This window comes from Lentzea sp. CC55, assembly GCF_021056325.1.
Lineage (GTDB): Bacteria > Actinomycetota > Actinomycetes > Mycobacteriales > Pseudonocardiaceae > Lentzea > Lentzea jiangxiensis.
Window position 1 is genome coordinate 1 of the sequence record NZ_JAJCXE010000025.1, and the last position, 23025, is coordinate 23025.

Consider the following 23025-nt stretch of genomic DNA (forward strand, 5'->3'; position numbering starts at 1 on the left):
AACTCGACACACCAGGCACAACGACATCCTCTCCCCCGACAACCCAGCTGTCAGGGATCAAGATGTCCGGACCTCAGGGACAACTCCACGCTCTTCGGCGGTTTGACACCCCTCCTCGGGTGTGGCTCGCTCCGGCCCGGCTCGTGACGAAGCCACCCCACCAACGCAAGCACCAACGCAACAGCAAGCCGCCCAACGCACCAGGCGTGCCATCTACCCACGACCGGCGCAGGCCCAGGCTTCGGATCAGATCGGCGGGGTCCGGGGCGGAGCCCCGAGCGGTAAACAGGCGCCCGCCACCACCACGCAACCACCCACAAACCCGCCATCCCTACACCCCAGAAACCCCCCGCCGCCGAGAAGGAACAGCGGTCAACAAGGCGAACAGCCCAGCCGCCCCCTGCCCCAACAACAGAAGATCCCTCAAAACGGTCGACATCGACGCAGTGACCTCAGCCCCACCGGCGGGCAACGGCACCCCCACCAGATGCCCCCAAGCCCGCACGACAGGCACCTCGGTCCCGTCCACGAAGACCCGCCACCCGGGCTCGTCCTCAGCGGCCAGCACGAGCACCCGCCCCTCCCCACCAGGCGAAACCCGCACAGCCACCTCGGGCAGCGACACGTTGACCGGCGCCACGCCGCTCGCGGCAGGCTCGGCGGGAGGCTCCCCGCCGGTCCTGGCCCGCCGGGCCAGGTCGGGCGCCAGCAGCACGCCGGTGTCCGCGGCCAGGCGGACGCGCAGAACCGGGCGCCCGTCCGAGGCCGGAGGCGCCACCGACACCAGTTCGCCGGCAGCGGAGGCGACCCGCGCTGCGGCCTCCTGGGAGGGCAGCACCACGAACGCCACGCCGGAAGACGCGGCCTGGGCCAAAGCGACCTTCACCGCAGGTGGAGCCCCGTCCAGCAACGACGAGTTCCACCGCCGCAGCCGGGCGGGCGACGACACGGTCGGCACCAGGTCGTCGTCCCCGAACGCGGGCATCCGCCCCGCGACCTGACGTGCGGGCGAGCCGAGGACCAGCACCGACCGCCCGCTCCGCTCCAGCTCGGCGGTCAGCGACGCGTTCAGGGCCAGCCCGCCGTCCGCCTTCAACGGCCCGGTCCGGAGGTCCAGGACCCCGGCGATCCCGAGGCTGACCAGCGTGACGACGCCCACGACGTACACGGCCCGGCGCACCGGAGCTCGCCCGGCCACACCGGGCGTCACACCGCGCTGGCACCCGGCGAGCACCACGCACACGAGTCCCCAGGCGAGGATCACCAGCGGCGTCCCCGGCCACGCCCCCACGGCGGCCACGGCGGCGAGAGCCCCGACGCCCAGCACGATCACCATCAGGCCGGGCAGCATCGAGAGGTTCGGCCGCAGCACGGCCGCCGCGAACCCGGCCGCGACGAAGACCGAGCACACGATCAGGTTCGGCGGCGGCGAGTCGAAGGCCGCGCCGAGGCCGTTCAGCACCATCTCCGGGTGCTGGAGCAGCACGGCCGGCCACGGCAGAAGCAACGCCATCGGCAGAAGCACGATCACGAACAAAGCCGCGATACGGCGTGCGCCACCCGTCACGGCGATGAAGCCCGCGAGAGCGCCGACGATCACCACCGCGTGCGTCAGCGGCGAGAAGGCGCCCAGCACGGCGACACCGATGGCGGTGCCGGACGCCATGGGCAACCAGGCGTGGGTGGACGACGCGCGCAAGACCGCATACACGCCCGCGAAGACAACGGGCGTCACGACGTGGACGACGACTACGTCCAGACGACCCTCGGACACGGCAGTGGTCGCGACGGGCAGCAGGCCGTAGAAGGCGGCGATCACCGCGCGCACGGAACGCCGTACGCGCATGCCGCGTGACGCGATGTAGGCGGACAACGCGGCGAGGGGGATGTCGCCGAGCAACAGCAGTGCGACGGCGAACGAGGGGCCGCCGGGGACCAGTCCCAGGACTGCCAAGGCTGCCGGGGCCGGGGCCGCGGTGCCGCCGTGGACCGGGTGCCACGACGCCAGGTACGTCGACCAGACCTCGCCCACCGAGCCGACGGGCAGCAGGCGGCCACCGGCGAGGTCGAGACCGAGGCGGGAGGAGTTGGCCACCACGGCCACCACCGCAAGCCCGAGCAGGAGCAGCACGGGAGGCGCGAGCAGCAGCTTGCGGAGCATCCGCGACTGGTCGACCTCGACGAAGACCATCCCGGACGTGGCGCGCGGACCCGGCGACGGGCGCGGGCGCGGCGAAGGTCGCAGCGCACCGGGAACGGCCGCCTCCACCTGGACGACCACCGGGGGGCGGCGCAGACCGGCGACGCGCGGACGGCCGCGGGACGCGCCGGCGGGCAACGCCGGCGGACCGACGGGACGCGGGTCCACTTCGGACGGTTCCAGCCAGGTCGCGCTCGAATCGGTTGCGGGCAAACGACCCAGGGCGGCGTCGGCTTCGAGGCGGCGGCGGACCAGGAACGCGGCTCCGGCGCGGATCGCGTTGCGCAGTCTTGTGATTCTGCTGGTGAAGAGGCCGCGGACGACCGCGGAGCCGCGGCGGGCGCGGCGGCCTTCGAGCAAACGGCCCCTCGTCAGGAGGTAGCGGGCGGCGCCGACCTCGGCGTGTGCGTCGGCGAAACGCCGGAGGAGCAGGAAGCCCAAAGCGCGCAGCAACGACAACAACAGCAGCCGCGGAAGCCCGACGAGGAACGACAGCCCGGAACAATTGACCAAGAAAGTACGCATGCCGTGCGCCCGGTCGACGCCTCGAAATGACGGACCGGGTCGCGCCATCGCCGCGTCCAAACGGCGTGCGCCTTTGGTTGCGGCGCGCGCATGTCGCATGCGTGCGACGGGTACGCACAGGACCAAATGACCCGCGCGATTGGCTCGCCACCCGAAGTCGACGTCGTCGCGCAGCAGCGGCATCGCTTCGTCATAACCGCCGAGGGCGTGCCAAACCTCACGTTTGACCAGCGATCCCGCAGACGAGACGGCGAGAACCTCGGTGCTCTGCTGAAACGTCGCGGAATGTTCCGCCGAGGACAGGCCCGTCTGTCGATGTCCTGAAGAATCCGTCGACAGACCGGCCTCGACGACCAGACGGGAATCCACCCAATCGAGGCACAGCGGACCGAGGACGGCAGCCGACGGGGACACCTCGGCCGCGGTCAGCAGCGCGGCCAGGCAGTCGGGTTCGGGCGCGCTGTCGTCGTGCACCAGCCACAGCCACCTGCCGGGATCACCCCAGCGTTCGACGGCGTGCTCGACCGCGATGCGCACGGCGGTGCCGAAGCCCGTGCCGCGCGGCGCGGTCAGCACCCCGTCCAGCAGATCTTCCGCCTCCGCCAGGACTTTTGCCGTCCGGTCCGTCGATCCGGTGTCGACCGCGATCACGTGCCGGGGACGAATTCGCTGGCGCCGCAAGGCCGACAGCGCCGTGCTGAGCCACTGGTCGCCGTCGTGGCAGACCAGGACGCACAGCACCGGCGCTGTCCGGAGCCTCGGGTGAGGACTTGTCACATCCCCAAGTTAAGGCAAGAAGATCACGCTTCTAGACAGCTCGCTTCTTCAGCTTGCGGCGTTCCCGTTCACTGAGACCGCCCCAGATGCCGAAGCGTTCGTCGTGCTGGAGTGCGTACTCGAGGCACTCCGAACGAACCTCGCAGCCCAGGCAGATGCGCTTGGCCTCCCGAGTCGATCCGCCCTTTTCGGGGAAGAACGCCTCCGGATCGGTCTGCGCGCACAGCGCGCGCTCCTGCCAATCCTGCTCATCCGCAGGGTCGAACAGGTACGACAGCTCGCCCTGCACCACCGGCTGTGTGACGTGATCTTCTTCGAGCTCTTCGAATTCCTGCATTTCGTCCGCCTCCTCGCCTTCCGCTCTCCCCGGTTGGCGGACGCCAGACGCCGCTCCCACAACGACGAATGACACCGATGTGATTACACCTGCGTCACAGCGGGCGGTCAAGCGGAGTCCACACGTCGGGGGATATTCCCGCGATTGGCCGCTCAAACCTTGACGTGCAGCACAGACAGTGATCCATGTGCCGCAACCCGTCCTCGAACGGCCCAGAAGGCCGGCCGGCACGCCACACTGGAGGGGTGAAGCGATCAGCAGTGCGCCCCAGTCCGCTGTTCCTCGGCCTGCTCGCGGTGACGGCCGCTGGAGCTGTTCTCACCCTGCTCGAAGGGGAAGTGGCCGTCATCTCGGGCACGATCCTCTTCGTCCTCGCCGGGTGGGCGGTGACGCTGTGCCTGCACGAGTTCGGGCACGCCGCCGTCGCGTACAAGGGCGGCGATTTCTCCGTGCGCGACAAGGGATATCTGACCCTCGACATCCGCCGTTACACCGACCCCGTACTCAGCATCGTCCTGCCGCTGGTGCTGCTGGTCATGGGCGGGATCCCGCTGCCGGGCGGTGCGGTGTGGATCAACCACCACGCCCTGCGCAACAAGCGGGTCGAGTCGTTGGTCTCACTCGCGGGACCGCTGTCGAACCTCGTGATCGGCGTCCTGCTCGCGCTCGTCGTGGCGATCTTCTCGCCGCCCGCCGCCCTCGCCGCCGCCATTTCGTACCTTGCTTTGTTGCAGGTGTTCGCGTTCGTGCTCAACATCCTGCCGATCCCCGGCCTCGACGGCTGGGGCGCCATCGAGCCGTTCCTGCCCTACGAGGCGCAGCGGTTCGGCGCCAAGGCCCGGCCGTGGGCGCCGCTGGTCCTGTTCGCCGTGCTGATCGGCTTCAGCGCGGTCAGCCGGCTCTTCTTCCAGGTCTCGGCCTGGGTGTTCGAGCTCGTCGGCGGCGACACCTTCGCGGCCTACGTCGGGTCCGACACGTTCTCGTTCTGGCGCTACCTGTGAGGGCGATCCGGCGCTGTGGAAGCATGGGCGGGCGTGAAGGTCGTAGCACTCGTCGGCGGGGTCGGCGGCGCCAGGTTCCTGCAGGGACTCAAAGCACTCGGAGCGGACGTCACCGCCGTGGTGAACACCGGTGACGACGTGTGGATGCACGGGCTGCGCATCACCCCTGACCTCGACACCTGCATGTACACGCTCGGTGGCGGCATCGACGTCGACCGCGGCTGGGGCCGCGAGGGCGAGTCGTGGACCGTCAAGGAGGAGCTCGCGGCGTACGGCGCCGAGCCGACGTGGTTCGGCCTCGGCGACCGCGACATCGCGACGCACCTCGTCCGCACCCGCATGCTGCGCGCCGGGTACCCGCTGTCCGCCGTGACGGAGGCCCTGTGCGACCGGTGGCAGCCGGGCGTGCGGCTGCTGCCGATGTCGGACGACAGGGTCGAGACGCACGTCGTCGTCGACCTGGACGGCGAGCAGAAGGCGATCCACTTCCAGGAGTGGTGGGTCAAGCACCGCGCCGCCGTGCCCGCGAGGTCGTTCGCGTTCGTCGGCGCCGAGACGGCCACCGCCGGTCCCGGCGTGCTGGACGCGATCGGCGAGGCCGACGCCGTGGTCCTCGCCCCGTCCAACCCCGTGGTGAGCATCGGCACGATCCTCACCGTGCCCGGGGTGCGCGACGCGTTGCGCAAGACCGACGCCGGGGTCGTGGGCCTGTCGCCGATCATCGGCGGGAAGCCCTTGCGGGGCATGGCCGACGCTTGTCTGGACGCGATCGGTCTCGAGACCTCGGCCGAGGCGGTCGGGCGGCACTACGGCTCCCGCAAGTGCTCCGAGGACGGCATCCTCGACGCGTGGCTGGTGCACACCGGCGACCGCGCCGACGTCCCCGGTGTCGCGGTCCGCGCGGTCCCGCTGCTGATGTCCGATGTGGACGCCACGGCGCAGATGGCCCGCGCCGCGCTGGACCTGGCCGGGGTCGACGTTGGCTGACCACGCCGCCGCGGCACTGGAGCTGCTGCCGGTCACCGGGTTGCCGGAGTTCCGCCCCGGCGACGACCTGGCGGGCGCGATCGTGACCGCCGCGCCCTGGCTGCGCGACGGCGACGTGCTGGTCGTCACCTCCAAAGTCCTGTCCAAAGTGGAAGGACGGCTGGTCCGCGTGCCGGCCGATCCCGAGGAACGCGACAGGATCCGGCGTGAGCACGTCGACGCCGAGTCGGTGCGCGTGCTCGCCCGCAAGATGCGGACGCTCATCACCGAGAACAAGCTCGGCATCGTGCAGGCCGCGTCCGGCGTCGACGCCTCGAACGTGGCAGGCGACGAGATCGCGCTGCTCCCGGTCGACCCGGACGGTTCCGCGGCCTCGTTGCGCGCCGCGGTGAAGGCCGCGCTGGGTGTCGAGGTGGCCGTGGTGGTCACCGACACGATGGGCCGCGCGTGGCGGATGGGCCAGACCGACGCCGCGATCGGCTCGTCCGGCATCCGCGTGCTGCACGACTACGCGGGCTCGGTGGACGAGCACGGCAACCAGCTCGCGGTGACGCTGGTCGCGGTGGCCGACGAGATCGCGGCGGCCGCCGACCTCGTGAAGGGCAAGCTCGGCGGGGTTCCGGTGGCGGTGCTGCGCGGGTTCGACGTGGTCGACGACGGCTCCACCGCGCGCGACCTGAACCGCCCCGTCGAGGAGGACCTGTTCCGCCTCGGCACGGAGGAGGCGCTGGCGCAGGGCCGTGCGGAGGCCGTGCTGCTGCGCAAGTCCGTGCGGTTCTACTCCGACGAGCCTGTCGATCTCGCCGTCCTGAAGCGTGCTGTCGGTGCGGCGCTGACCGCGCCCGCGCCGCACCACACGAAGCCCCTGCGGTTCGTCCTGGTGCGGGAGAAGCGCGCCGAGCTGCTGCGGGCCATGCGCGAGCAGTGGGAGACCGACCTGCGCGCCGACGGGTTCACGCCCGAGCAGATCGCGCGCCGGGTGCGCCGCGGCGACCTGCTGGTCGAGGCGCCCGAGGTCGTGGTGCCGTTCCTCGTGCGCGACGGGGCGCACCGCTACCCCGACGAGCGCCGGGCTGAAGCCGAGAAGACGATGTTCACGGTCGCCGGCGGCGCCGCCGTGCAGGGCCTGCTGGTGGCGCTGGCCGCCGAGGGCCTCGGCTCGTGCTGGGTGTCGTCGACGATCTTCTGCGCGGACGTGGTGCGTTCCGTGCTGGGTGTCCCCGGTGACTGGGAACCGCTGGGCGCGGTAGCGGTCGGCCACCCGGTCGAGCCGCTCGTCCCGCGCGAGCCGCTGGAAGGGCTGGTCGAACTGTGACGCTGCACGCCGACGCCGTCTCGACGCTGAGCCGGTTCTCCGGCCAGGACGCCCTGCGCGAGGCCTACCTGGGCTTCCTGGCGGCCCGCGAGGACGCCTGCCTGCGCTCCTGCGAACCAGGGCACCTCACGGCCTCGGCACTGGTCCTGGACGCCACCGCCGAGCACGCGCTGCTGACGCTGCACCCGCGGGTGGGCCGGTGGCTCCAGCTCGGCGGCCACTGCGAGCCGGAGGACGTGTCGCTGTCCGCCGCGGCCCTGCGCGAGGCCACCGAGGAGTCCGGCATGCGCGGCCTGCGCATCGAGCCGACGCCGATCCACCTCGACGTGCACCCGATCACGTGCTCGCTCGGCAAGCCGACGCGCCACTTCGACGTGCGGTTCCTGGTCCGCGCCCCCGTCGGCGCGCAGCCGGCGCGGTCGGCGGAGTCGGTCGACCTGCAGTGGTGGCCGCTGGACGGGTTGCCCGACAACGTGGACGACCTGCACCCGCTGATCGAGAGCGCTCTCGCGCGGCTGCGCTAGAACCCGCGGTAGTCGCGCGGCGAGAACCTCGGTGCCCGCCGCGGCCTCGTCAGCCCGGCCGCCAGCAGGTAGCGGACGGCGCGGTGGCGTTGCGGCTGGTACGGCGCCAGCAGCTCCATCATGGCGTCGTCGTCCCCCGGCGTGCCGGTCAGCGCCCACGTGACGTTCTTGGCGACGTGGTAGTCGCCGACGCTGACCGCGTCCGGGTCGCCCCAGGACCGTTGCGCCACCTCGGCGGAGGTCCACACGCCGATTCCCGGCACCTTCTCGAGCAGCTCGCGGCTGCGCATCTCGGCGGCCTTCTCCAGCCGGTGCGCGACCTGCGCCGCCTTGACCAGCGTCCGGCGGCGCGCGCCGTCGAGGCCGCACTGGTGCCACTCCCAGTCGTGCAGGGCCAGCAACCGCTGCGGCGTCGGCGGAACCTTCAGCGGCTTCGGCCCGGGAGCGCTCTCACCGAACCGCCGGCCGAGCTCGCGCCACGTCCGGAACGCCTCCACGCCGGTGACCTTCTGCTCCAGGATCGAGGCGAACAGCAGGTCCCAGACGCGTCCGGTGGACCCGAGCCGCAGTCCCGGACGCCGTCTCCTCGACTCGGCGACCACCGGGTGGTGCGCGACGAACTCGTCCACCGGGTCGTCCGCGCCGAGCAGGGCGGGCAGCCCGTCGAGCAGCCACTGCCCGCCCTCACCCCAGGCCTCCGCCAGCACTTCGCCGCCGACGCTCCTGATGTGCACCGTTCCGGCACCGCACGGCGTGTTCGCCGCGAACCAGACGCCGCCCTCCGCGCTGAAGGACGGGTCGCCGGGTCCGCGGCGCAGCGGCATGAGCACCGCGCCCAGGTCGAGTGGGAACGGTGGTGTCCAGGCTCTGCTAGGCATCCGTCGAGAAGCGCACGCCGGCCTCGGGCAGCACCACACCCGGCCACACGCGCGCCCCGCCGATCAGCTCACACCGGGCACCGATCACGGCGCTGTCGCCGACCACGGCGTCCCGCAGCACCGCACCGGCCTGCACGAGCGCACCGGCGCCCACGATCGAACGCTCCACAACGGCACCCTCGCCGACAACCGCACCGTCGAACAGGATCGCGCCGTCGAGCACGGCCCCCTCTGCGACCGTGCAGTTCAAACCGACCGTGCTGCCACCCTTGACCGTGGCACCCTCGTGCACCGCCGAGCCTTCCAGCACCAGGTAGTCGCCGGGCTGTGCAACCGCGGCAGACGGCGCAACGCCGCGCACGAGGTCCGCGGACCCCTGCACGAACGCCTCCGGCTTGCCGAGGTCCAGCCAGTACGTGGCGTCCACGTGGCCCTGCAACCGCTTGCCCGACTCGAGCAGCCCGGGGAACGTCTCGCGCTCCACCGACACCGGCCGCCCGGCGGGAATCGCGTCGATCACCTCACGCCGGAACACGTAGCACCCGGCGTTGATCTGGTCCGTCGGCGGGTTCTCCGTCTTCTCCAGGAACGCCTGAACACGCCCCTCGTCGTCCGTCGGCACGCACCCGAAAGCCCTGGGGTCCTGCACCTTCACCAGGTGCAGCGTCACATCGGCCTCGTGCCGGCGATGCGTGTCCACGATCCCCGTCAGATCGACCCCCGAGAGGATGTCGCCGTTGAAGACCATCACATCGGGCTCAAGCAGCTTGTCCGCAACGTTGCGAATCGCCCCCGCCGTGTCCAGCGGCACTTCCTCGACCACGTACTCGAGCTCCAGCCCGAGCCGGGACCCGTCCCCGAAGTACTCCTCGAACACCTCGGCCTTGTACGAGGTCCCCAGCACCACGTGCGTGATGCCTGCCTCCTTGATCCGCGACAGGAGGTGCGTCAGAAACGGCACCCCCGCGGTCGGCAACATGGGCTTGGGAGCGGACAGGGTCAGCGGGCGAAGACGGGTGCCCTTGCCCCCGACCAGCACCACAGCTTCGACGCCGTGCACCTTTTTCCTCCTCCGCGTTACAGCGAGCCGTTCGACGGAATACTCTGACACGAAGCAGATCGTCATACGGGATCTGGTCCCGGCAAGGAGCAAAATCCGACATGGACCCCCGCGACCGGGCCGACGCCATGCTCGCCCGCGCCCGCGCACGTGGGCGGAACATCGTGACGCCGGACAACATGACGTCCCCCATGGACGCGTCCGACACCCAGCAGATCCCCCGAACGCTGGTCAACGCCATGGACCCGCGCCGGGACCCGGACTCCACCATGATCCTGCAACCAGCGCAGATGGGTCAGCACCAGCACCCCCAGCGCCCCCCGCACCAGCAGCAGCCGCACAAGCCGCAGCAACCCCAGATGCCCACGCAGCCGATGCCCGCACAGCCGCAGCACAAGGACGACGCGGAGATCACCCAGGTCGTCCAGCCGGGCATGATCCCGACCGTCTCGAACCACCAGCAGAACCGCAACTCGCTGTCGAAACGGCTCAGCGGCGACATGTGAGCTCTGCCGCACCCGCGCAGGCCGGAACGCGCACGACGGGCGCGGCCGCGCAAGCTGACGCAGGCGTCCCCTGTGGATCAGGACCCCCCGCGACCCAACGTACTCGGCAGGTCTGACAGTCCGGCGCGACAGAACGCCGACGCCGGCAGACCCAGCGCGCCGCCGCACGCAACCACCGCGATGCCGTGGGCGAGCCGTCAGACCAGACGCCCAGCCACGTGCAATCACCGCGACGCCGTAGGCGAGCGGTCAGACCCAGCGCCCAGCCGCACGCAGACGACCCCGCGATGCCGAAGGCGAGCCGTCTTTCCAAGACACCCCACCAACGCAACCACCAACGCAACAGCAAGCCGCCCAACGCACCAGGCGTGCCATCAACCCGCGACCGGCGCCGGCCCGGCTTCAGATCAGATCGGCGGGGTCCGGGGCGGAGCCCCGAGCAGTAGAACAGCCACTCACCGGGTGAGAATCTTCACCCGCAAAGCCAACCCGGCCTTCAAAGCCACCCGGAACGGAGCCCAGAGCACCCCGGGATGCCGATCAGCCAGGTACCGGTAAGCACTCCGGTGGTGCTCCCTCAGCATCCGGGCGGAAGCCCGAGCGGTCGAGTGCCCCCCGATGTGCACGACCTCGGCGTCGGGCACGTAGACGTTGTCCCACCCGGCGGCGGCGACCCGCTCCCCCAGGTCGACGTCCTCGAAGTACATGAAGTACTTCTCGTCGAACCCGCCCACGGCGTCGAAAGCCTCGCGCCGCATCAGGAAGCAGGACCCGGACAACCACCCGGCCGTCCGCTCGACGGGTTCCGACTCCTGCCGGTAGGCGCGCGTCCAGGGGTTGGACTTCCACACGGACCCGAACAGGGCGTGCCCGATCCCGCGTCCGATCGAGGGCAGCAACCGGGCGGACGGGTAGACCTCCCCGGAGGGCTCCCGGATCAACGGCCCGAACATCCCTCCGCGGGGCCACCGCTCGGCGGCTTCCAGCAGCGCGTCGACGCTGCCGGGAGCGAACTCGATGTCGGGGTTGGAGATCAGCACCCAGCCGATGTCGGGTCCCAGGGCCGCGACGCCTCGGTTGGCGCCGCCGCCGTAGCCGAGGTTGCCGCCGGTCGGGACGAACTCCACGTTGTCCCGGGACGCCGCGACCGCCTCCGGCACGCCGTCGGTGGAGCCGTTGTCGGCGAGGACCACCCGCACCGGGCGGGAAGTGGCCTTCGCGAGGGTGTCCACAAACGGAGCCAGCGTCTCGCCCGGCGAGTACGTGACCGTCACGACACCAAGTCCGTCGCCGTAGTTCACGCGCGACACAGTAGCGCCGTCAGCCGACGGCCCTGTGCGGCACCGGGGTCACTTGCGGCGGCGCACCACCGCGGCGCGGTCGTAGGCGAGCCGGTGGCGCTCGGCGCTCACGGCCCACGAGAAGTCCTTGGCGCGCTGCTGCCCCGAGGCCGCGAGTGACGCGCGGCGGGCCGGGTCGTCCAGCAGGTCGGCGATCGCCGCCGCGATGTCCCCCGCCCCTACGCCGCAGTACGCGACCGCCTCGCCGCCGACCTCCGGCAGCGACAGCCTCCGGGTGGTGAGCACGCACGCGCCGCACGCCATCGCCTCCAGCACCGGCAGGCCGAAGCCCTCGCCGAGCGACGGGTACGCGACCATCTCGGCGCCGCCGAGGAAGCCGGCGAGCTGTTCGAACGGCAGGTAGCCCGCGCGGATCACGCGGATGCGGTGCGGGACGGAGTCGAGCGCCCGTTCGACCTGGCTGTCCCAGCCGGGCTGGCCCGCGAGCACCAGGGCGGGCGGGTGGGTGCGGCCGGCGACCGCCTGCGCGAAGCCGCGGATCAGGGCCGGGACGTTCTTGCGCGGTTCCAGGGCTCCGAGGAACGCGACGTACGGGGTGTCGGCCAGCGACAGGGTGCGGCGGACGGCGGCGATCTCGTCCGGCGACGGCGGGTGGAAGCGTTCGGTGTCGACGCCGTGCTGCGCGATGTGCAGCACCCGGCGGTCGGCCGCGGCGACGCGGACCAGTTCGTCGGCGGTCGCCTGGGACGGGACGACGCAGAGTTCGGCGCGGCGCAGCGAGGCCCGGGTCCACGCGCGGAAGAAGCGCGCCTTGACCGACGAGTGCAGCACCGGGTCGGTGAAGAAGGTGGCGTCGTGCAGCGTCACGACCGAGGCGGCCTTGCTGGCCAGCGGAAGCGTGTAGTGCGGCGAGTGGACGACGTCGACGCCGAGCACGCGGACCAGGCGGGGCAGCGTCGTCTGCTCCCAGGCCAGGCGGGCCGTCCTGGTGGCGACGGCGTCGGCGGCGCGGATCACGCGGGCGTTCGGCGCGATCTTGCTGAACAGCTCTTCGTCCCGTGATTGGCAGACGACGGAGAGCTTGGTGCCGTCCGCGTCCAGCGCCGCGACGAGCGAATCCACGTAACGGCCGACGCCACCACGGTCTGCGGGGATCGCGGTGGCGTCGATCAGCACGCTGGGTTCGGCACTCGGCACGATCAGCTAGCGTAATGTCATCGGGGAAAGCGCCGAGCGAGAATGCGCTAATCCGCTCGTACAGCGTGGGCCGCCCAGACCCCCTCCGCCGTCTTTTCCCAGGTGAACTCGCCCGCACGGGTGCGACCGGCCGAGACGGTGTGACCAGGATCCGCCAGAACGGCCCGCAATCCTTCCGTCAACGACGCCAGGTCGCCCCGCCGCACGACGGTTCCGGTACCTCCCGCGACCTCCACCAGGGCCGGGTCGTCGGAGTGCACGACGGGCACGCCCGCGGCCATCGCCTCCAGCAGCGGCAGCCCGAAGCCCTCGGCCAGGCTGGGGGCGGCCAGCACCGTCGCACCGGCCAGCACCGAGGCGAGCCGTTCGTCGGAGACCCTGCCCAGCAACGTCACGTGCGGCGCGCGCAGGTCGACGTCGCCCCAGCCCTGCGGGCCGACCACGACCAGCGGCACCCGCAGCCGTTCGGTCGCCCGCACCAGCAACCCGAAGCCCTTGCGCGGCTCGATCGTCCCCACCGCGAGCACGTACGACGGTGGCAGGTCATCAGGCCGTGAAGCGCTGACGAGCCGTGTCACGCCGTTTGGCACGACGTGCACCGGCACCTCGACCCGAACGCACTCCGCCAATTGAGACGCAACCGCTTGAGTGGGCACGACCAGCGCACGGGCCTCACGCGCCGCACGGGAGATCACCTTGCGGTGCCACGCGACGCCACGCGGGGTCAACGTCTCCGGATGGGTCCACGGCACCACGTCGTGCACGGTGACGACGGCCCCCGGCAGCGGGGCGAGTGGCGTCGGGGCGTGCACGTGCGGGCCGAGCCGAGGTGGCAGCCCGCGTTCCCACAACGCCACGAGCACCCGGCGCGGCACCCTGATCACGCGGTCGGCGCGGGCCGTCGCCGCGGTCGTCACGGACCAGCCGTCCGGGGCGGTCTTCGCCAACGCCGGGAGCAGCTCCGCCGTGTAGCGGCCGGTACCGCCGGGGACCGGGGCGTTGAGCTGCTCGGTCAGCACTACTAGCTCGGGCACGTCGCGTACCGTCTCACGCCGTGTCCGCTCTCAGCACCGTGGTGGTCGTGACGTGGCGCGGCCGTGACCACGTCAAGGCGTGCCTGGACGCCCTCGCCGCCCAGAAGAGTCCACACAGGACGATCATCGTGGACAACGCCTCCGACGACGGCACGGCCGAGCTGCTCGGCGGGCACGAGGTCGTCCGGCTGCCGCGCAACCTCGGCTACGCGGGCGGGCTCGCGGCCGTCCTGGACAGGGTGGACACCCCGTACGTCGCGTGGCTCAACGACGACGCGGCGCCGGACCGGTCGTGGCTGGCCGAGCTGGAGAGCGCTCTCGAAGCCGACCCCCTGGCAGCGGCCGCCACCTCGTCGATCCTGCTCCTGGACGGCTCGACGCAGTCCGTCGGCGTGGCGCTGACCGCGGACGGCCACGGCAGGGACGTCGTGCTGGCCGGACGCGAGGTGTTCGGGTTCTGCGGAGGCGCGGCACTGCTCCGGACGGACGTGCTCAGGGCCGTGGGCGGCGTGCCGGCGAGCTTCTTCTGCTACTACGAGGACACCGACACGGCCTGGCGGTTGCGGCTGGCCGGGCACCGCGTGATCTCCGTCGGGCCGGCGCGCGTCCGCCACAGGCACGGCGCCAGCACGCGTCCCGGCTCGGTGCTCTTCCACCGCTGGAACGAGCGCAACCGCCTGCTGATGCTGCTGCGCTGCGCCCCCGCGGGCGTCGCGGCCACCCAGCTCGCCCGGTTCGTCGCGATCACGGTGCTGCTGCCGTTCCGCAAGGGCGTCCCGGACGCGGCCAACTTCCGCCCGGGCCTGCGCGCCCGCGTGGTCGGGGAGGTCCTGCTGCGGCTCCCGGCCACGCTCCTCCAGAGGGTGAGGATCACCACCGAGGTCCCCCGCCGCCGCGTCTGGCAGGACTGGGCGGGCCGCTGATGCCACGCGGCCGCGAGCCCCGCGCGCTCCACCGGCCGGACACCTCGCCGGTGCCGCGACGGTTCGCCCTGCTGCTGGTCAGCGGCGGTCTGGTCGCGCTGGCGGCCGGCGTCGGGCTCAGCGTCACGCTGACCTGCGGCCTCGTGTTCGTCGCCCTAGTCGGCGGCCTCGCCTACGCCCTCGGCGTGAGCGGGCTCGCCGAGAACAGGTGGGTCGCCCTGCCCGCGTTCGTCCTCGGCCTGCTGGCGCCGTTCCTGCTGACGTTCGGCGTGCACAGCGTGCTGATGCAGCGGATCGGGCACGCCGAGCGCTGCGTCGTCGCCGGGACCGACGAGCACCCGTCCGCCAAGTACCCGTCGGTCGACTACGTGCTGACGTGCCGCAGCGGCGAGGTCGAGCTGGACCGCGACTGGGACGACCGCCTGGCGGTGCGCGAGGCCGAGGTGCTCGTCGGGCCGCCGCTGCGGCCGGTGTGGGCCGACGACTTGCGGTGGAACCTCCTACCGGTCACAGGCGTCCCCGTAGCGATGATTCTTCTCGTTCCCGTCGCCTGGCTGATCAGGAAGCGGCCGTGAGGCGGCCGGTGCCGCTCGTCGTGGTCGGGCTCGCCGCGATCGCCGCCGCGGTCGTGCTGGGTGCCGTCGTGCCCGAGGAGTACCAGCTCGTGGTGCTGGTACCGGCGTGCCTGCTGTCGTTCGCGTTCGCGTGGGGCGTCGGCAAGCTCGGCCCGGCGTGGCTGGTGCTGCCCGCGTTCATGGTCGTGATCCCCGGCACCGCGGTGCTCGTCGGCGACGGTCACCGCGCGTTGATGGACGTCCTGGCCACGCGGCAGACGTGCGTCATCACCAGCGTGGAGGAGGTCCCCGGACCGGACAACCCGGTGTTCGCCCACCACGTCACCTGCCCCGACGGCGCCGAGCTGCGGATCGTGGTGCGGGGTGAGCAGGACAAGAGGATGCCGCCCGGTCCGGCCACCGTCCTGCGCCACCCGCTGATGAAGCCGCTGCTCGCCGACCGCAACGACTGGTCCGGCGAGTGGGTCTTCGGGGTGCCCGCCGCCGTCCTGCTGCTGTTGATCTGTGCAACCACACTGCGGGCGCGCAGAGTGATGAGGCAGGCTTAGCGCGTGGATCGATCCTCACTGCCCGTCGTGTCCGTCGTCGTCGTCAACTACCGCGGCGCGGAGGACACCATCACCTGCGTGCGCGGGCTGGCCGAGGTGGACTACCCCGCCGAGCTGCTCCAGGTGGTCGTCGTCGACAACGAGGCGCACGACACCGCACGGCTCAGGTCCGCCCTGCCCGGTGCCGAGATCATCACCTCCGAGCGCAACCTCGGCTTCGCCGGCGGCTGCAACCTCGGCGTCGAGCACGCCAGGGGCGGCGTGCTCGCGTTCCTCAACAACGACGCCCGCGCGGACCGGAACTGGATCAAGGCCGCGATCAGGGTGTTCCACGCGGAGCCCGCGGTCGGTTCGGTCGCGAGCAAGGTCCTCGACTGGGACGGCGAGAAGATCGACTTCGTCGACGGCGGGCTGACCTGGTTCGGCATGGGCTACAAGCGCCACGCGGGCCAGGACGACGACGGCTCGCACGACGGCGCGAAGGACGTGCTGTTCGGCACCGGCTCGGCGATGTTCGTGCGCGCGGAGCTCTACCGCGAGCTCGGCGGGTTCGACGAGCGGTTCTTCATGTTCTACGAGGACGTCGACCTGGGCTGGCGGCTCAACCTGCGCGGCTGGCGGGTCCGCTACGAACCGGCGTCGCTCACGTACCACCGCCACCACGCGTCGATGAGCACGATCGACCACAGCCGCGAGCTGTACCTGCTGGAGCGCAACGCGCTCATGTCGCTGTACAAGAACTTCTCCGACGAGACGCTGGCGAAGGTGCTGCCGGCCGCGCTCGCGCTGTGCGTGCGCCGGGCGACCGCGCGCGGGGAGATCGACCCGACGCAGCTGGAGATCACCCGCAGGCCGGCCGACCCCGCGCAGGACCGCGAGCCGGTCGGGATGTCGCGGCAGGCGCTCGCCGGGTTCCTCGCGATCGACCAGTTCGTCGAGCAGATGCCGTCGCTCGCCGAGTCGCGCAAGGTCGAGCAGGCCGCGCGCCGGCTGTCCGACACCGACCTGGTCCCGTTGATGCGCAAGGCCCTGGAGCCCGCGTACCCGCTGCCGCGCTACCTCGCGGCGCACGACATCCTCGTCGACGTCCTCGGCCTCGACGACGTGTTCGGCAAGCCGCGCAAGATCCTCGTGATCACCGGGGACGCGATCTCCGACCGGATGGCGGGTCCCGCGATCCGCGCCTGGCACATGGCCGACGTGCTGTCCGGCGAGCACCAGGTCCGCCTGGTGACGACGAACCCGCTGTGCGCGCCGCCGGACGCGCCGTTCGCCGTCGAGCGCGCCCGGCCGAAGGAGCTGCCGCCGCACGTCGAGTGGGCGGACGTGGTCGTGCTGCAGGGCCACGCCCTGGAGATGGTCAGCGAGCTCAAGAAGGCGTCGTCGACCAAGATCGTGGTCTGCGACATGTACGACCCGATGCACCTGGAACTGCTGGAGCAGGGCAAGGACGACACGGACGAGAAGCGCGCCCTCGACCTGGAGACCGTCACCAGGGTCCTGAACACGCAGCTCGAACGCGGCGACTTCTTCCTGTGCGCGTCGGAGCGGCAGCGGCACTTCTGGCTCGGCCACCTGGCGGCGCTCGGCCGCCTGACGCCGACGCTGTACGACAACGACCCGACCACGCAGTCGCTGCTCGGGATCGTCCCGTTCGGACTGTCGGGCAAGCCGCCGCAGCGCACCGGCCCGGCGATCAAGGGCGTCGTGCCCGGCGTGAGCGACTCCGACAAGGTCGTGATCTGGGCCGGTGGCGTCTACAGCTGGTTCGACCCGCTGTCGCTGATCGAGGCGATGGGCCACCTGCGCGAGCGGCAGCCGTCCGCGAAGCTCTACTTCCTCGGCATGAAGCACCCGAACCCCGAGGTCCCGGACATGGACATCGCGGGCCGGACGCGGGCCCTGTCCGCCCAGCTGGGGCTGACCGGCGAGACGGTGTTCTTCAACGACGGCTGGGTGCCCTACACCGAGCGGCAGAACTGGCTGCTCGACGCGAACTGCGGTGTCACCACGCACTACGAGCACGTGGAGACCACGTTCGCGTTCCGCACGCGGGTGCTCGACTACCTGTGGGCGGGTCTGCCGATCGTCACCACGTCCGGCGACTCGTTCGCGGACCTGGTGCTGCGCGAGGGTTTGGGCGTCGTCGTGCCACCGGAGGACCCGGAGGCGCTGGCCGACGCGCTGGAGAAGGTGCTCTACGACGAGGAGTTCGCGGCCGCGTGCCGCGAGCGCATCGCCGTTGTCCGTGAGCGGTTCACCTGGGAGACGGCGCTCGCGCCGCTGGCGGAGTTCTGCCGCAACCCCAGGCCCGCCGCGGACCGTCTGCCCGGCTCCGCACCGATGGTGCGCACACCGGAGCTGAGCACGGCGGACAAGGTGAAGCGGGACCTGCAACTGGTGCGCGAGTACCTGGACGCGGGCGGCCCGACCGAGTTGGCCAAGCGGGCGACGGGGCGTCTGCGCAAGATCGCGCGTGGTGGCAGGTAAATGGCGAGATCCCGCAAACCCCTCAAGGTGCTGCTCGACGGCACCCCTCTGCTCGGGCACCGCACCGGAATCGGCCGCTACACAGCGGCGTTGGCCGAAGAACTGGCGTCCATGCCGGAGGAGGTCGACGTCCGGGCGGTGGCGTTCACCCTGCGCGGCTGGCGCGCGTTGCGAACAGTGCTGCCGCACGACGTGACGGCGCGCGGCCTGCCCGTCGCGGCACGGGCGTTGCGCCAGATGTGGCTCAACGCCCCGTTCCCGCCGGTCGAGGTGCTGGCCGGGTTCACCGACGTCATGCACGCCACGAACTTCGTGCTGCCACCGACGATCCGGGCGGGCAAGGTCGTCACGATCCACGACCTGGCGTTCCTCGACGCCCCCGGCGACCTGCCGCCGTCGGACCGCCGGCTGCCGGAGCTGGTCCGGCTCTCGGCCCAGCGCGCGGACGTGATCTGCACGCCCACCGCGGCCGTGGCCTCCGTGGTCGCGGACCGGTTCTCGGTGCCCCTGGAGAAGATCGTCGTGACGCCGCTGGGCGTCGACCCCGCCTGGTTCGCCGCACGGCCGCCGTCCACGACGTTGCGCGGCCGGCTCGGCCTGCCGTCGGAGTACCTGCTGTTCGTGGGTGCGGACGGACCGCGCAAGGGCCTCGGGTACCTGGCCGAGGCGCACGCCTCCGACCCGTCGCTGCCACCGCTGGTGATCGTCGGACCCGGCCGGTCCGGTGTGGACGGACGGGTGCTGCGCACCGGGTACCTCTCGGACGTGCACCTGCGGTCGGTGGTGGCCGGGGCGACGGCGCTGGTGCTGCCGTCGCGGGACGAGGGCTTCGGCCTGCCGGTGCTGGAAGCGCTGGCCTGCAACGTTCCCGTGGTGTGCTCGGACGTGCCCGCCCTGCGCGAGGTCGCCGGTGGGCACGCGCTGCACGTGCCGGTCGGGGACGTCGAGGCGCTCGCCGACGGGCTCGCCAGGGCCGTGGCGGCTCCTGCCACCCCCGAGGCCCAGTCCGGACGCCGGGCGCACGCGTCCGGGTTCACCTGGCGGCGGTGCGCGGAGAAGACCGTCGAGGCGTACCGGCGCAGCCGTTCCTGAACTCGCCGCAGGGCGCCGGAAACCCCGGCGCCCCCGTCCTTCACCGGGAGTGCGGCCTCGGCGAACGCTTGTCGAGCTGGCTCATCGACACCTGTCGCGAGTCCGTGACGACGGCAACGCACTTGAGGAAGCGCTGCCGTTCGGAATCCTCTGTCGCGGGACGCTGAGGTGTGCGCCCGGAATCGAACATGCCGACAGGCTGCCGCACCGGCAACAGCCGTGCCAGACCGGTCACCCCAATGGCGCAGCACCGGCACGAGGAGCTACGACGCCGGCCCGGAACGCCTCCGAAAGGGCGCTGCGCCACTGCGGCAACGGGCGCAGTCCCGACTTCGCCCACGAGTTCCCCGACAGCACCGAGTAGGCGGGTCGCGGGGCGGGTCGCGGGAACTCGGCCGTGGTGCAGGGCCGGATGCGCGAGGGGTCGGCGCCCAGCTCCTCGAAGATCGCCTGCGCGAAGCGGAACCACGTCGTCTCACCGCCGCCCGTCGCGTGCAGCAGGCGCTCCGAGGGCAGCACCGACACCAGTTCGAGGAGACCGGCCGCGAGGTCGCGCGACCACGTCGGCGAGCCGACCTGGTCGTCCACAACGGACAGAGTCGGTCGCGAGGACTCCAGTGCCGCCATGGTCTTCACGAAGTTCGAGCCGTGCACGCCGTACACCCACGCGGTGCGCACGACGTACCCGCCGGCCTCCAGCACGCGGCGTTCGCCTTCGAGCTTCGTGCGGCCGTAGGCGGACTTCGGGCCCACCGGGTCGGACGGCTCGTAGGGTCGCGTGCCGTCACCGGAGAAGACGTAGTCCGTCGACACGTGGACCATCGGGATGCCCGCGGTGGCGCACGCCTCGGCGAGGAGCCCGGCGCCGATGGCGTTGACGGCGAACGCGCGCTCCTCGTCGGTCTCGGCGGCGTCGACGGCGGTGTAGGCGGCGCAGTTGACCACCGCGGAGGCGCCGGCCAGGTCGGCGGCCGTCACCGCGGTGACGTCCAGCTCGGCGGAGGACACCGCCCGGACGTCGGCGGACAGTGCGGCGAGGTCGTGGCCGAGCTGGCCACGACCTCCGGGAACGAGGATCAACGCCCTCAGCCCCTCGCCGGCGCGGCGCGGCGCTTGAGCGGCTCCCACCAGGCGCGGTTCTCGCGGTACCACTCGACGGTGTCCGCGAGGCCCGCGGTGAAGTCCACCCGCGGCGCGTAGCCCAGCTCGGAGGAGATCTTGGAGATGTCGACCGAGTAGCGGCGGTCATGGCCCAAGCGGTCCTGCACCGGTTCGACGGCCGACCAGTCGCGGCCCGTCGCGGCCAGCAGCCGTTCGGTCAGCTCGCGGTTGGTGAGTTCGGTGCCGCCGCCGATGTTGTAGATCTCACCGGGCCGGCCGCCCTCGGCGACGAGCTGGATGCCGCGGCAGTGGTCGTCGACGTGCAGCCAGTCGCGGACGTTCAGACCGTCGCCGTAGAGAGGCACCTTCTCGCCGTCGATCAGATTGGTGACGAAGAGCGGGATCACCTTTTCCGGGAACTGGTACGGACCGTAGTTGTTCGAGCACCGCGTGATGCTCACCGGCAGCCCGTGGGTGCGGTGGAACGCGCGGGCCAGCAGGTCCGAGGAGGCCTTGGAGGCCGAGTACGGCGAGTTGGGCTCGAGGACGTGCGTCTCGGTCCAGGAGCCTTCCTCGATCGAGCCGTAGACCTCGTCCGTCGAGACGTGCACGAACCGGCCGACGCCCGCGTCGAGGGCGCCTTGGAGCAGCGTCTGGGTGCCGAGGACGTTGGTGAGGACGAAGTCGGCCGACCCCGTGATGGACCTGTCGACGTGCGACTCGGCCGCGAAGTGCACGACGACGTCGGTGCCGCGCATCTGCTCGGCGACCACGGCGGCGTCGCAGATGTCGCCCCGGACGAACTCGAACTTGCCCGCGACCGGCGCGAGGTTCGTCTCGCTGCCCGCGTAGGTGAGCTTGTCGAGCACCACCACTTCGGCACCGGCGAACGCCGGGTAGGACCCGCTCACCAACTCCCGCACGTAGTGCGAGCCGATGAACCCGGCCCCACCTGTCACCAGTACGCGCATGCCATTTCCTCCCGTGGAGTTCCCCGCTCGCAGTCTTCCACGTACGCAATCGCTGCAACCCACAGCAACGTCACGTCGTCTGACCTATAAAGAACTAGACTGGTGGTTGTGGGGGAGGGAACGGCTGTGGAAGGCAGAAGTCTGCCGGTCGGGGTGACGGGAGCCCGGCCGTCGGCGGCTTTCCGCGCTTTCCTGGTGGCGGGGAAGATCTTCGTGGCGCTCGTGTCGTCGGCTGTGCTCGTCGTCACGTCCTACGGCTGGAACAGGCTGCGGACGGCGAACGACGGCATCGTCAAGACCGAGGTCATCTCCGACGAGCTCACCAAGCAGGGTCCCAAGCCGCTCGACGGCGCGGTCGACATCCTGCTGGTCGGCATGGACAGCCGCACGGACGCGCAGGGCAACCCGCTGTCCCAGGAGGCGCTGGCCCTGCTCAACGGCGGCATCCCCGACGGCGAGCAGAACACCGACACGGTGATCCTCGTGCACATCCCGGTCGACGGCACGCGCGCGGTCGCCATCTCGTTCCCGCGCGACTCCTACGTCGAGATCGCCGACGGCTTCGGCAAGCACAAGATCAACTCGGCGTTCGCCCGCCAGCGCAACACGGTGGACCAGGAGCTGCGGGCGCAGGGGGTGACCGACGAGGCGCGCATCCGCACCGAGTCGATGGCCGCGGGCCGCAAGACCCTGATCAAGACCATCGAGGGCCTGTCCGGCAACCAGGTGCGGATCGACCGGTACGCCGAGGTCAACCTGGCGAGCTTCTACGAGGTCACCAGGGCCATCGGCGGCGTCGAGGTGTGCCTGAAGGAGGACACCGCCGACCGCGACTCCGGCGCGAACTTCAAGGCGGGACCGCAGACGATCGAGGGCGTGTCGGCGCTGTCGTTCGTGCGGCAGCGCAAGGGCCTGCCCGGCGGCGACCTGGACAGGGTCGTGCGCCAGCAGGTGTTCATCGGGGCGCTGGCGAAGAAGGTGCTGTCGACCGGCACGCTGACGGACCCGACCAAGCTCAACGGGCTGGTCGAGGCCGTGCAGAGGTCGGTGATCCTCAGCTCGGGCTGGGACATCACCACGTTCGCCGAGCAGATGCAGGGCCTCGTGGGCGGCAACATCGAGTTCAAGACGATCCCGGTGGGCGAACCGACGGACACGTACAGCGACGGCAACGTGCTGCCGGTGAACGCCGCCGAGGTCAAGAAGTTCCTCACCACCCTGGCCGCGGACAGGACGACGGCGAGCAGCCCGCCCCCGGTCACGACGACTTCTCAGCTCCCCGCGCCGCCGGCCTCGTCGATCACCGTGCAGGTCCTCAACGCCGCCGGCGTGCAGGGCCTGGCGGCCGAGGTGATGAACGCGTTGGCGGCCAAGGGCTTCCAGCGCGGACCCGTGTCGTCGGCGCCACAGGCGAGCGACACCACCGTCGTGCGGCACGCGCCGGGCGAGGAGGGCTCCGCCCGCAGGGTGGCGGCCGAGCTCGGCGCGAGCACGAAGGTCGAGGAGGACGCGTCCGTCCGAAAGGGACAGGTGCAGGTCTTCGTCGGCAGCGACTACACCCCGCCCGACGACTCCGAGGACGTCGACCTGCAGGGCGTCCCCGGCTCCTCGTCCGCCGCGACCTCGAGCAGCACCCCGCCGATCACGGCGGGCGGACTGGTCTGCGTGAACTGAAACCCCGCG

Annotated in this window: 20 protein-coding genes; 11 read left to right on the top strand and 9 right to left on the bottom strand. The window is 71.5% G+C overall.

The window, feature by feature from the left end; translation table 11 throughout:
- Positions 1-331: 331 nt before the first annotated feature.
- Both L6E10_RS22050 and L6E10_RS22055 read right to left on the bottom strand, forming a co-directional pair.
- Complete coding sequence (locus L6E10_RS22050; protein ID WP_236221431.1) at positions 332-3502, bottom strand: glycosyltransferase family 2 protein; 3171 nt, start codon at positions 3500-3502, stop codon at positions 332-334.
- Between the two features lie 31 nt (positions 3503-3533).
- The gene (locus tag L6E10_RS22055) at positions 3534-3839 is read right to left on the bottom strand and encodes a WhiB family transcriptional regulator (protein ID WP_051784712.1); all 306 of its coding nucleotides are present in this window, start codon (positions 3837-3839) and stop codon (positions 3534-3536) included.
- A gap of 245 nt (positions 3840-4084) precedes the next feature.
- Between L6E10_RS22055 and L6E10_RS22060 the strand changes: the two genes are divergently transcribed.
- Genes L6E10_RS22060 through L6E10_RS22075 form a run of 4 tightly spaced genes read left to right on the top strand, consistent with a single transcriptional unit; the run spans position 4085 to position 7666 of the window.
- The gene (locus L6E10_RS22060; RefSeq protein WP_236221432.1) at positions 4085-4840 is read left to right on the top strand and encodes a site-2 protease family protein; all 756 of its coding nucleotides are present in this window, start codon (positions 4085-4087) and stop codon (positions 4838-4840) included.
- Positions 4841-4873: 33 nt separating this feature from the next.
- On the top strand, positions 4874-5827 hold the full coding sequence (gene cofD / locus L6E10_RS22065) for a 2-phospho-L-lactate transferase (RefSeq protein ID WP_236221433.1): 954 nt from the start codon (positions 4874-4876) through the stop codon (positions 5825-5827).
- Positions 5820-7142: a coenzyme F420-0:L-glutamate ligase gene (locus L6E10_RS22070; RefSeq protein ID WP_236221434.1), complete on the top strand. Its 1323-nt coding sequence runs from the start codon at positions 5820-5822 to the stop codon at positions 7140-7142. Before cofD ends, L6E10_RS22070 begins: the two co-directional genes overlap by 8 nt.
- The gene (locus tag L6E10_RS22075; RefSeq protein WP_236221435.1) at positions 7139-7666 is read left to right on the top strand and encodes an NUDIX hydrolase; all 528 of its coding nucleotides are present in this window, start codon (positions 7139-7141) and stop codon (positions 7664-7666) included. Before L6E10_RS22070 ends, L6E10_RS22075 begins: the two co-directional genes overlap by 4 nt.
- Here the strand turns inward: L6E10_RS22075 and L6E10_RS22080 are convergent.
- Together L6E10_RS22080 and L6E10_RS22085 are read right to left on the bottom strand one after the other, a co-directional pair.
- Positions 7663-8544, bottom strand: coding sequence for a DNA-3-methyladenine glycosylase (locus L6E10_RS22080; protein WP_236221436.1), 882 nt, complete (start codon positions 8542-8544; stop codon positions 7663-7665). The genes L6E10_RS22075 and L6E10_RS22080 overlap by 4 nt on opposite strands.
- Positions 8537-9604, bottom strand: a complete 1068-nt coding sequence (locus L6E10_RS22085; RefSeq protein WP_236221437.1) for a sugar phosphate nucleotidyltransferase — start codon at positions 9602-9604, stop codon at positions 8537-8539. Before L6E10_RS22085 ends, L6E10_RS22080 begins: the two co-directional genes overlap by 8 nt.
- A gap of 101 nt (positions 9605-9705) precedes the next feature.
- Between L6E10_RS22085 and L6E10_RS22090 the strand changes: the two genes are divergently transcribed.
- A complete protein-coding gene (locus tag L6E10_RS22090) occupies positions 9706-10110 on the top strand; it encodes a hypothetical protein (RefSeq protein ID WP_236221438.1) in 405 nt (134 codons plus the stop codon).
- Between the two features lie 455 nt (positions 10111-10565).
- Here the strand turns inward: L6E10_RS22090 and L6E10_RS22095 are convergent, their stop codons facing one another.
- The 3 genes from L6E10_RS22095 to L6E10_RS22105 all read right to left on the bottom strand — a co-directional run bounded on the left by L6E10_RS22095 (position 10566) and on the right by L6E10_RS22105 (position 13642).
- Positions 10566-11411 carry a glycosyltransferase family 2 protein gene (locus tag L6E10_RS22095; RefSeq protein WP_236221439.1) on the bottom strand — a complete coding sequence of 282 codons (846 nt, stop codon included), beginning with the start codon at positions 11409-11411 and terminating at the stop codon, positions 10566-10568.
- A gap of 48 nt (positions 11412-11459) precedes the next feature.
- The gene (locus L6E10_RS22100; RefSeq protein WP_236221469.1) at positions 11460-12587 is read right to left on the bottom strand and encodes a glycosyltransferase family 1 protein; all 1128 of its coding nucleotides are present in this window, start codon (positions 12585-12587) and stop codon (positions 11460-11462) included.
- 68 nt (positions 12588-12655) lie between these two features.
- Positions 12656-13642, bottom strand: a complete 987-nt coding sequence (locus tag L6E10_RS22105; RefSeq protein ID WP_236221440.1) for a glycosyltransferase family 1 protein — start codon at positions 13640-13642, stop codon at positions 12656-12658.
- Positions 13643-13662: 20 nt separating this feature from the next.
- On the opposite strand from L6E10_RS22105, the gene L6E10_RS22110 reads away from it, so the two are divergent.
- From L6E10_RS22110 to L6E10_RS22130, 5 genes are read left to right on the top strand one after another with little or no spacing between them, the layout of a single operon-like run.
- On the top strand, positions 13663-14565 hold the full coding sequence (locus L6E10_RS22110) for a glycosyltransferase family 2 protein (RefSeq protein WP_236221441.1): 903 nt from the start codon (positions 13663-13665) through the stop codon (positions 14563-14565).
- Positions 14565-15140 carry a hypothetical protein gene (locus L6E10_RS22115; protein WP_236221442.1) on the top strand — a complete coding sequence of 192 codons (576 nt, stop codon included), beginning with the start codon at positions 14565-14567 and terminating at the stop codon, positions 15138-15140. The genes L6E10_RS22110 and L6E10_RS22115 overlap by 1 nt, the downstream gene beginning before the upstream one ends.
- Entirely contained in the window at positions 15137-15688 is a 552-nt protein-coding gene (locus tag L6E10_RS22120) for a hypothetical protein (RefSeq protein ID WP_236221443.1), read from the top strand. The genes L6E10_RS22115 and L6E10_RS22120 overlap by 4 nt, the downstream gene beginning before the upstream one ends.
- A 3-nt stretch (positions 15689-15691) precedes the next feature.
- Positions 15692-18178 carry a glycosyltransferase gene (locus L6E10_RS22125; protein ID WP_236221444.1) on the top strand — a complete coding sequence of 829 codons (2487 nt, stop codon included), beginning with the start codon at positions 15692-15694 and terminating at the stop codon, positions 18176-18178.
- The gene (locus tag L6E10_RS22130) at positions 18179-19270 is read left to right on the top strand and encodes a glycosyltransferase family 1 protein (RefSeq protein WP_236221445.1); all 1092 of its coding nucleotides are present in this window, start codon (positions 18179-18181) and stop codon (positions 19268-19270) included. It begins immediately after the preceding gene.
- A 231-nt stretch (positions 19271-19501) separates the two neighbouring features.
- On the opposite strand, the gene rfbD is transcribed toward L6E10_RS22130, so the two are convergent.
- Positions 19502-20398: a dTDP-4-dehydrorhamnose reductase gene (gene rfbD, locus L6E10_RS22135; protein ID WP_236221446.1), complete on the bottom strand. Its 897-nt coding sequence runs from the start codon at positions 20396-20398 to the stop codon at positions 19502-19504.
- Entirely contained in the window at positions 20356-21342 is a 987-nt protein-coding gene (gene rfbB, locus L6E10_RS22140; protein ID WP_236221447.1) for a dTDP-glucose 4,6-dehydratase, read from the bottom strand. The genes rfbD and rfbB overlap by 43 nt, the downstream gene beginning before the upstream one ends.
- Positions 21343-21468: 126 nt before the next feature.
- On the opposite strand from rfbB, the gene L6E10_RS22145 reads away from it, so the two are divergent.
- Positions 21469-23016: an LCP family protein gene (locus L6E10_RS22145; RefSeq protein ID WP_236221448.1), complete on the top strand. Its 1548-nt coding sequence runs from the start codon at positions 21469-21471 to the stop codon at positions 23014-23016.
- Positions 23017-23025: the final 9 nt, after the last annotated feature.

Bases quoted from the DNA above. Each gene is read 5' to 3' on its own strand.
- L6E10_RS22055 (WP_051784712.1), bottom strand. From the start codon at position 3,839: ATGCAGGAATTCGAAGAGCTCGAAGAAGATCACGTCACACAGCCGGTG.
- L6E10_RS22080 (WP_236221436.1), bottom strand. From the start codon at position 8,544: ATGCCTAGCAGAGCCTGGACACCACCGTTCCCACTCGACCTGGGCGCG.
- L6E10_RS22090 (WP_236221438.1), top strand. From the start codon at position 9,706: ATGGACCCCCGCGACCGGGCCGACGCCATGCTCGCCCGCGCCCGCGCA.
- L6E10_RS22115 (WP_236221442.1), top strand. From the start codon at position 14,565: ATGCCACGCGGCCGCGAGCCCCGCGCGCTCCACCGGCCGGACACCTCG.
- L6E10_RS22130 (WP_236221445.1), top strand. From the start codon at position 18,179: ATGGCGAGATCCCGCAAACCCCTCAAGGTGCTGCTCGACGGCACCCCT.
- rfbB (WP_236221447.1), bottom strand. From the start codon at position 21,342: ATGCGCGTACTGGTGACAGGTGGGGCCGGGTTCATCGGCTCGCACTAC.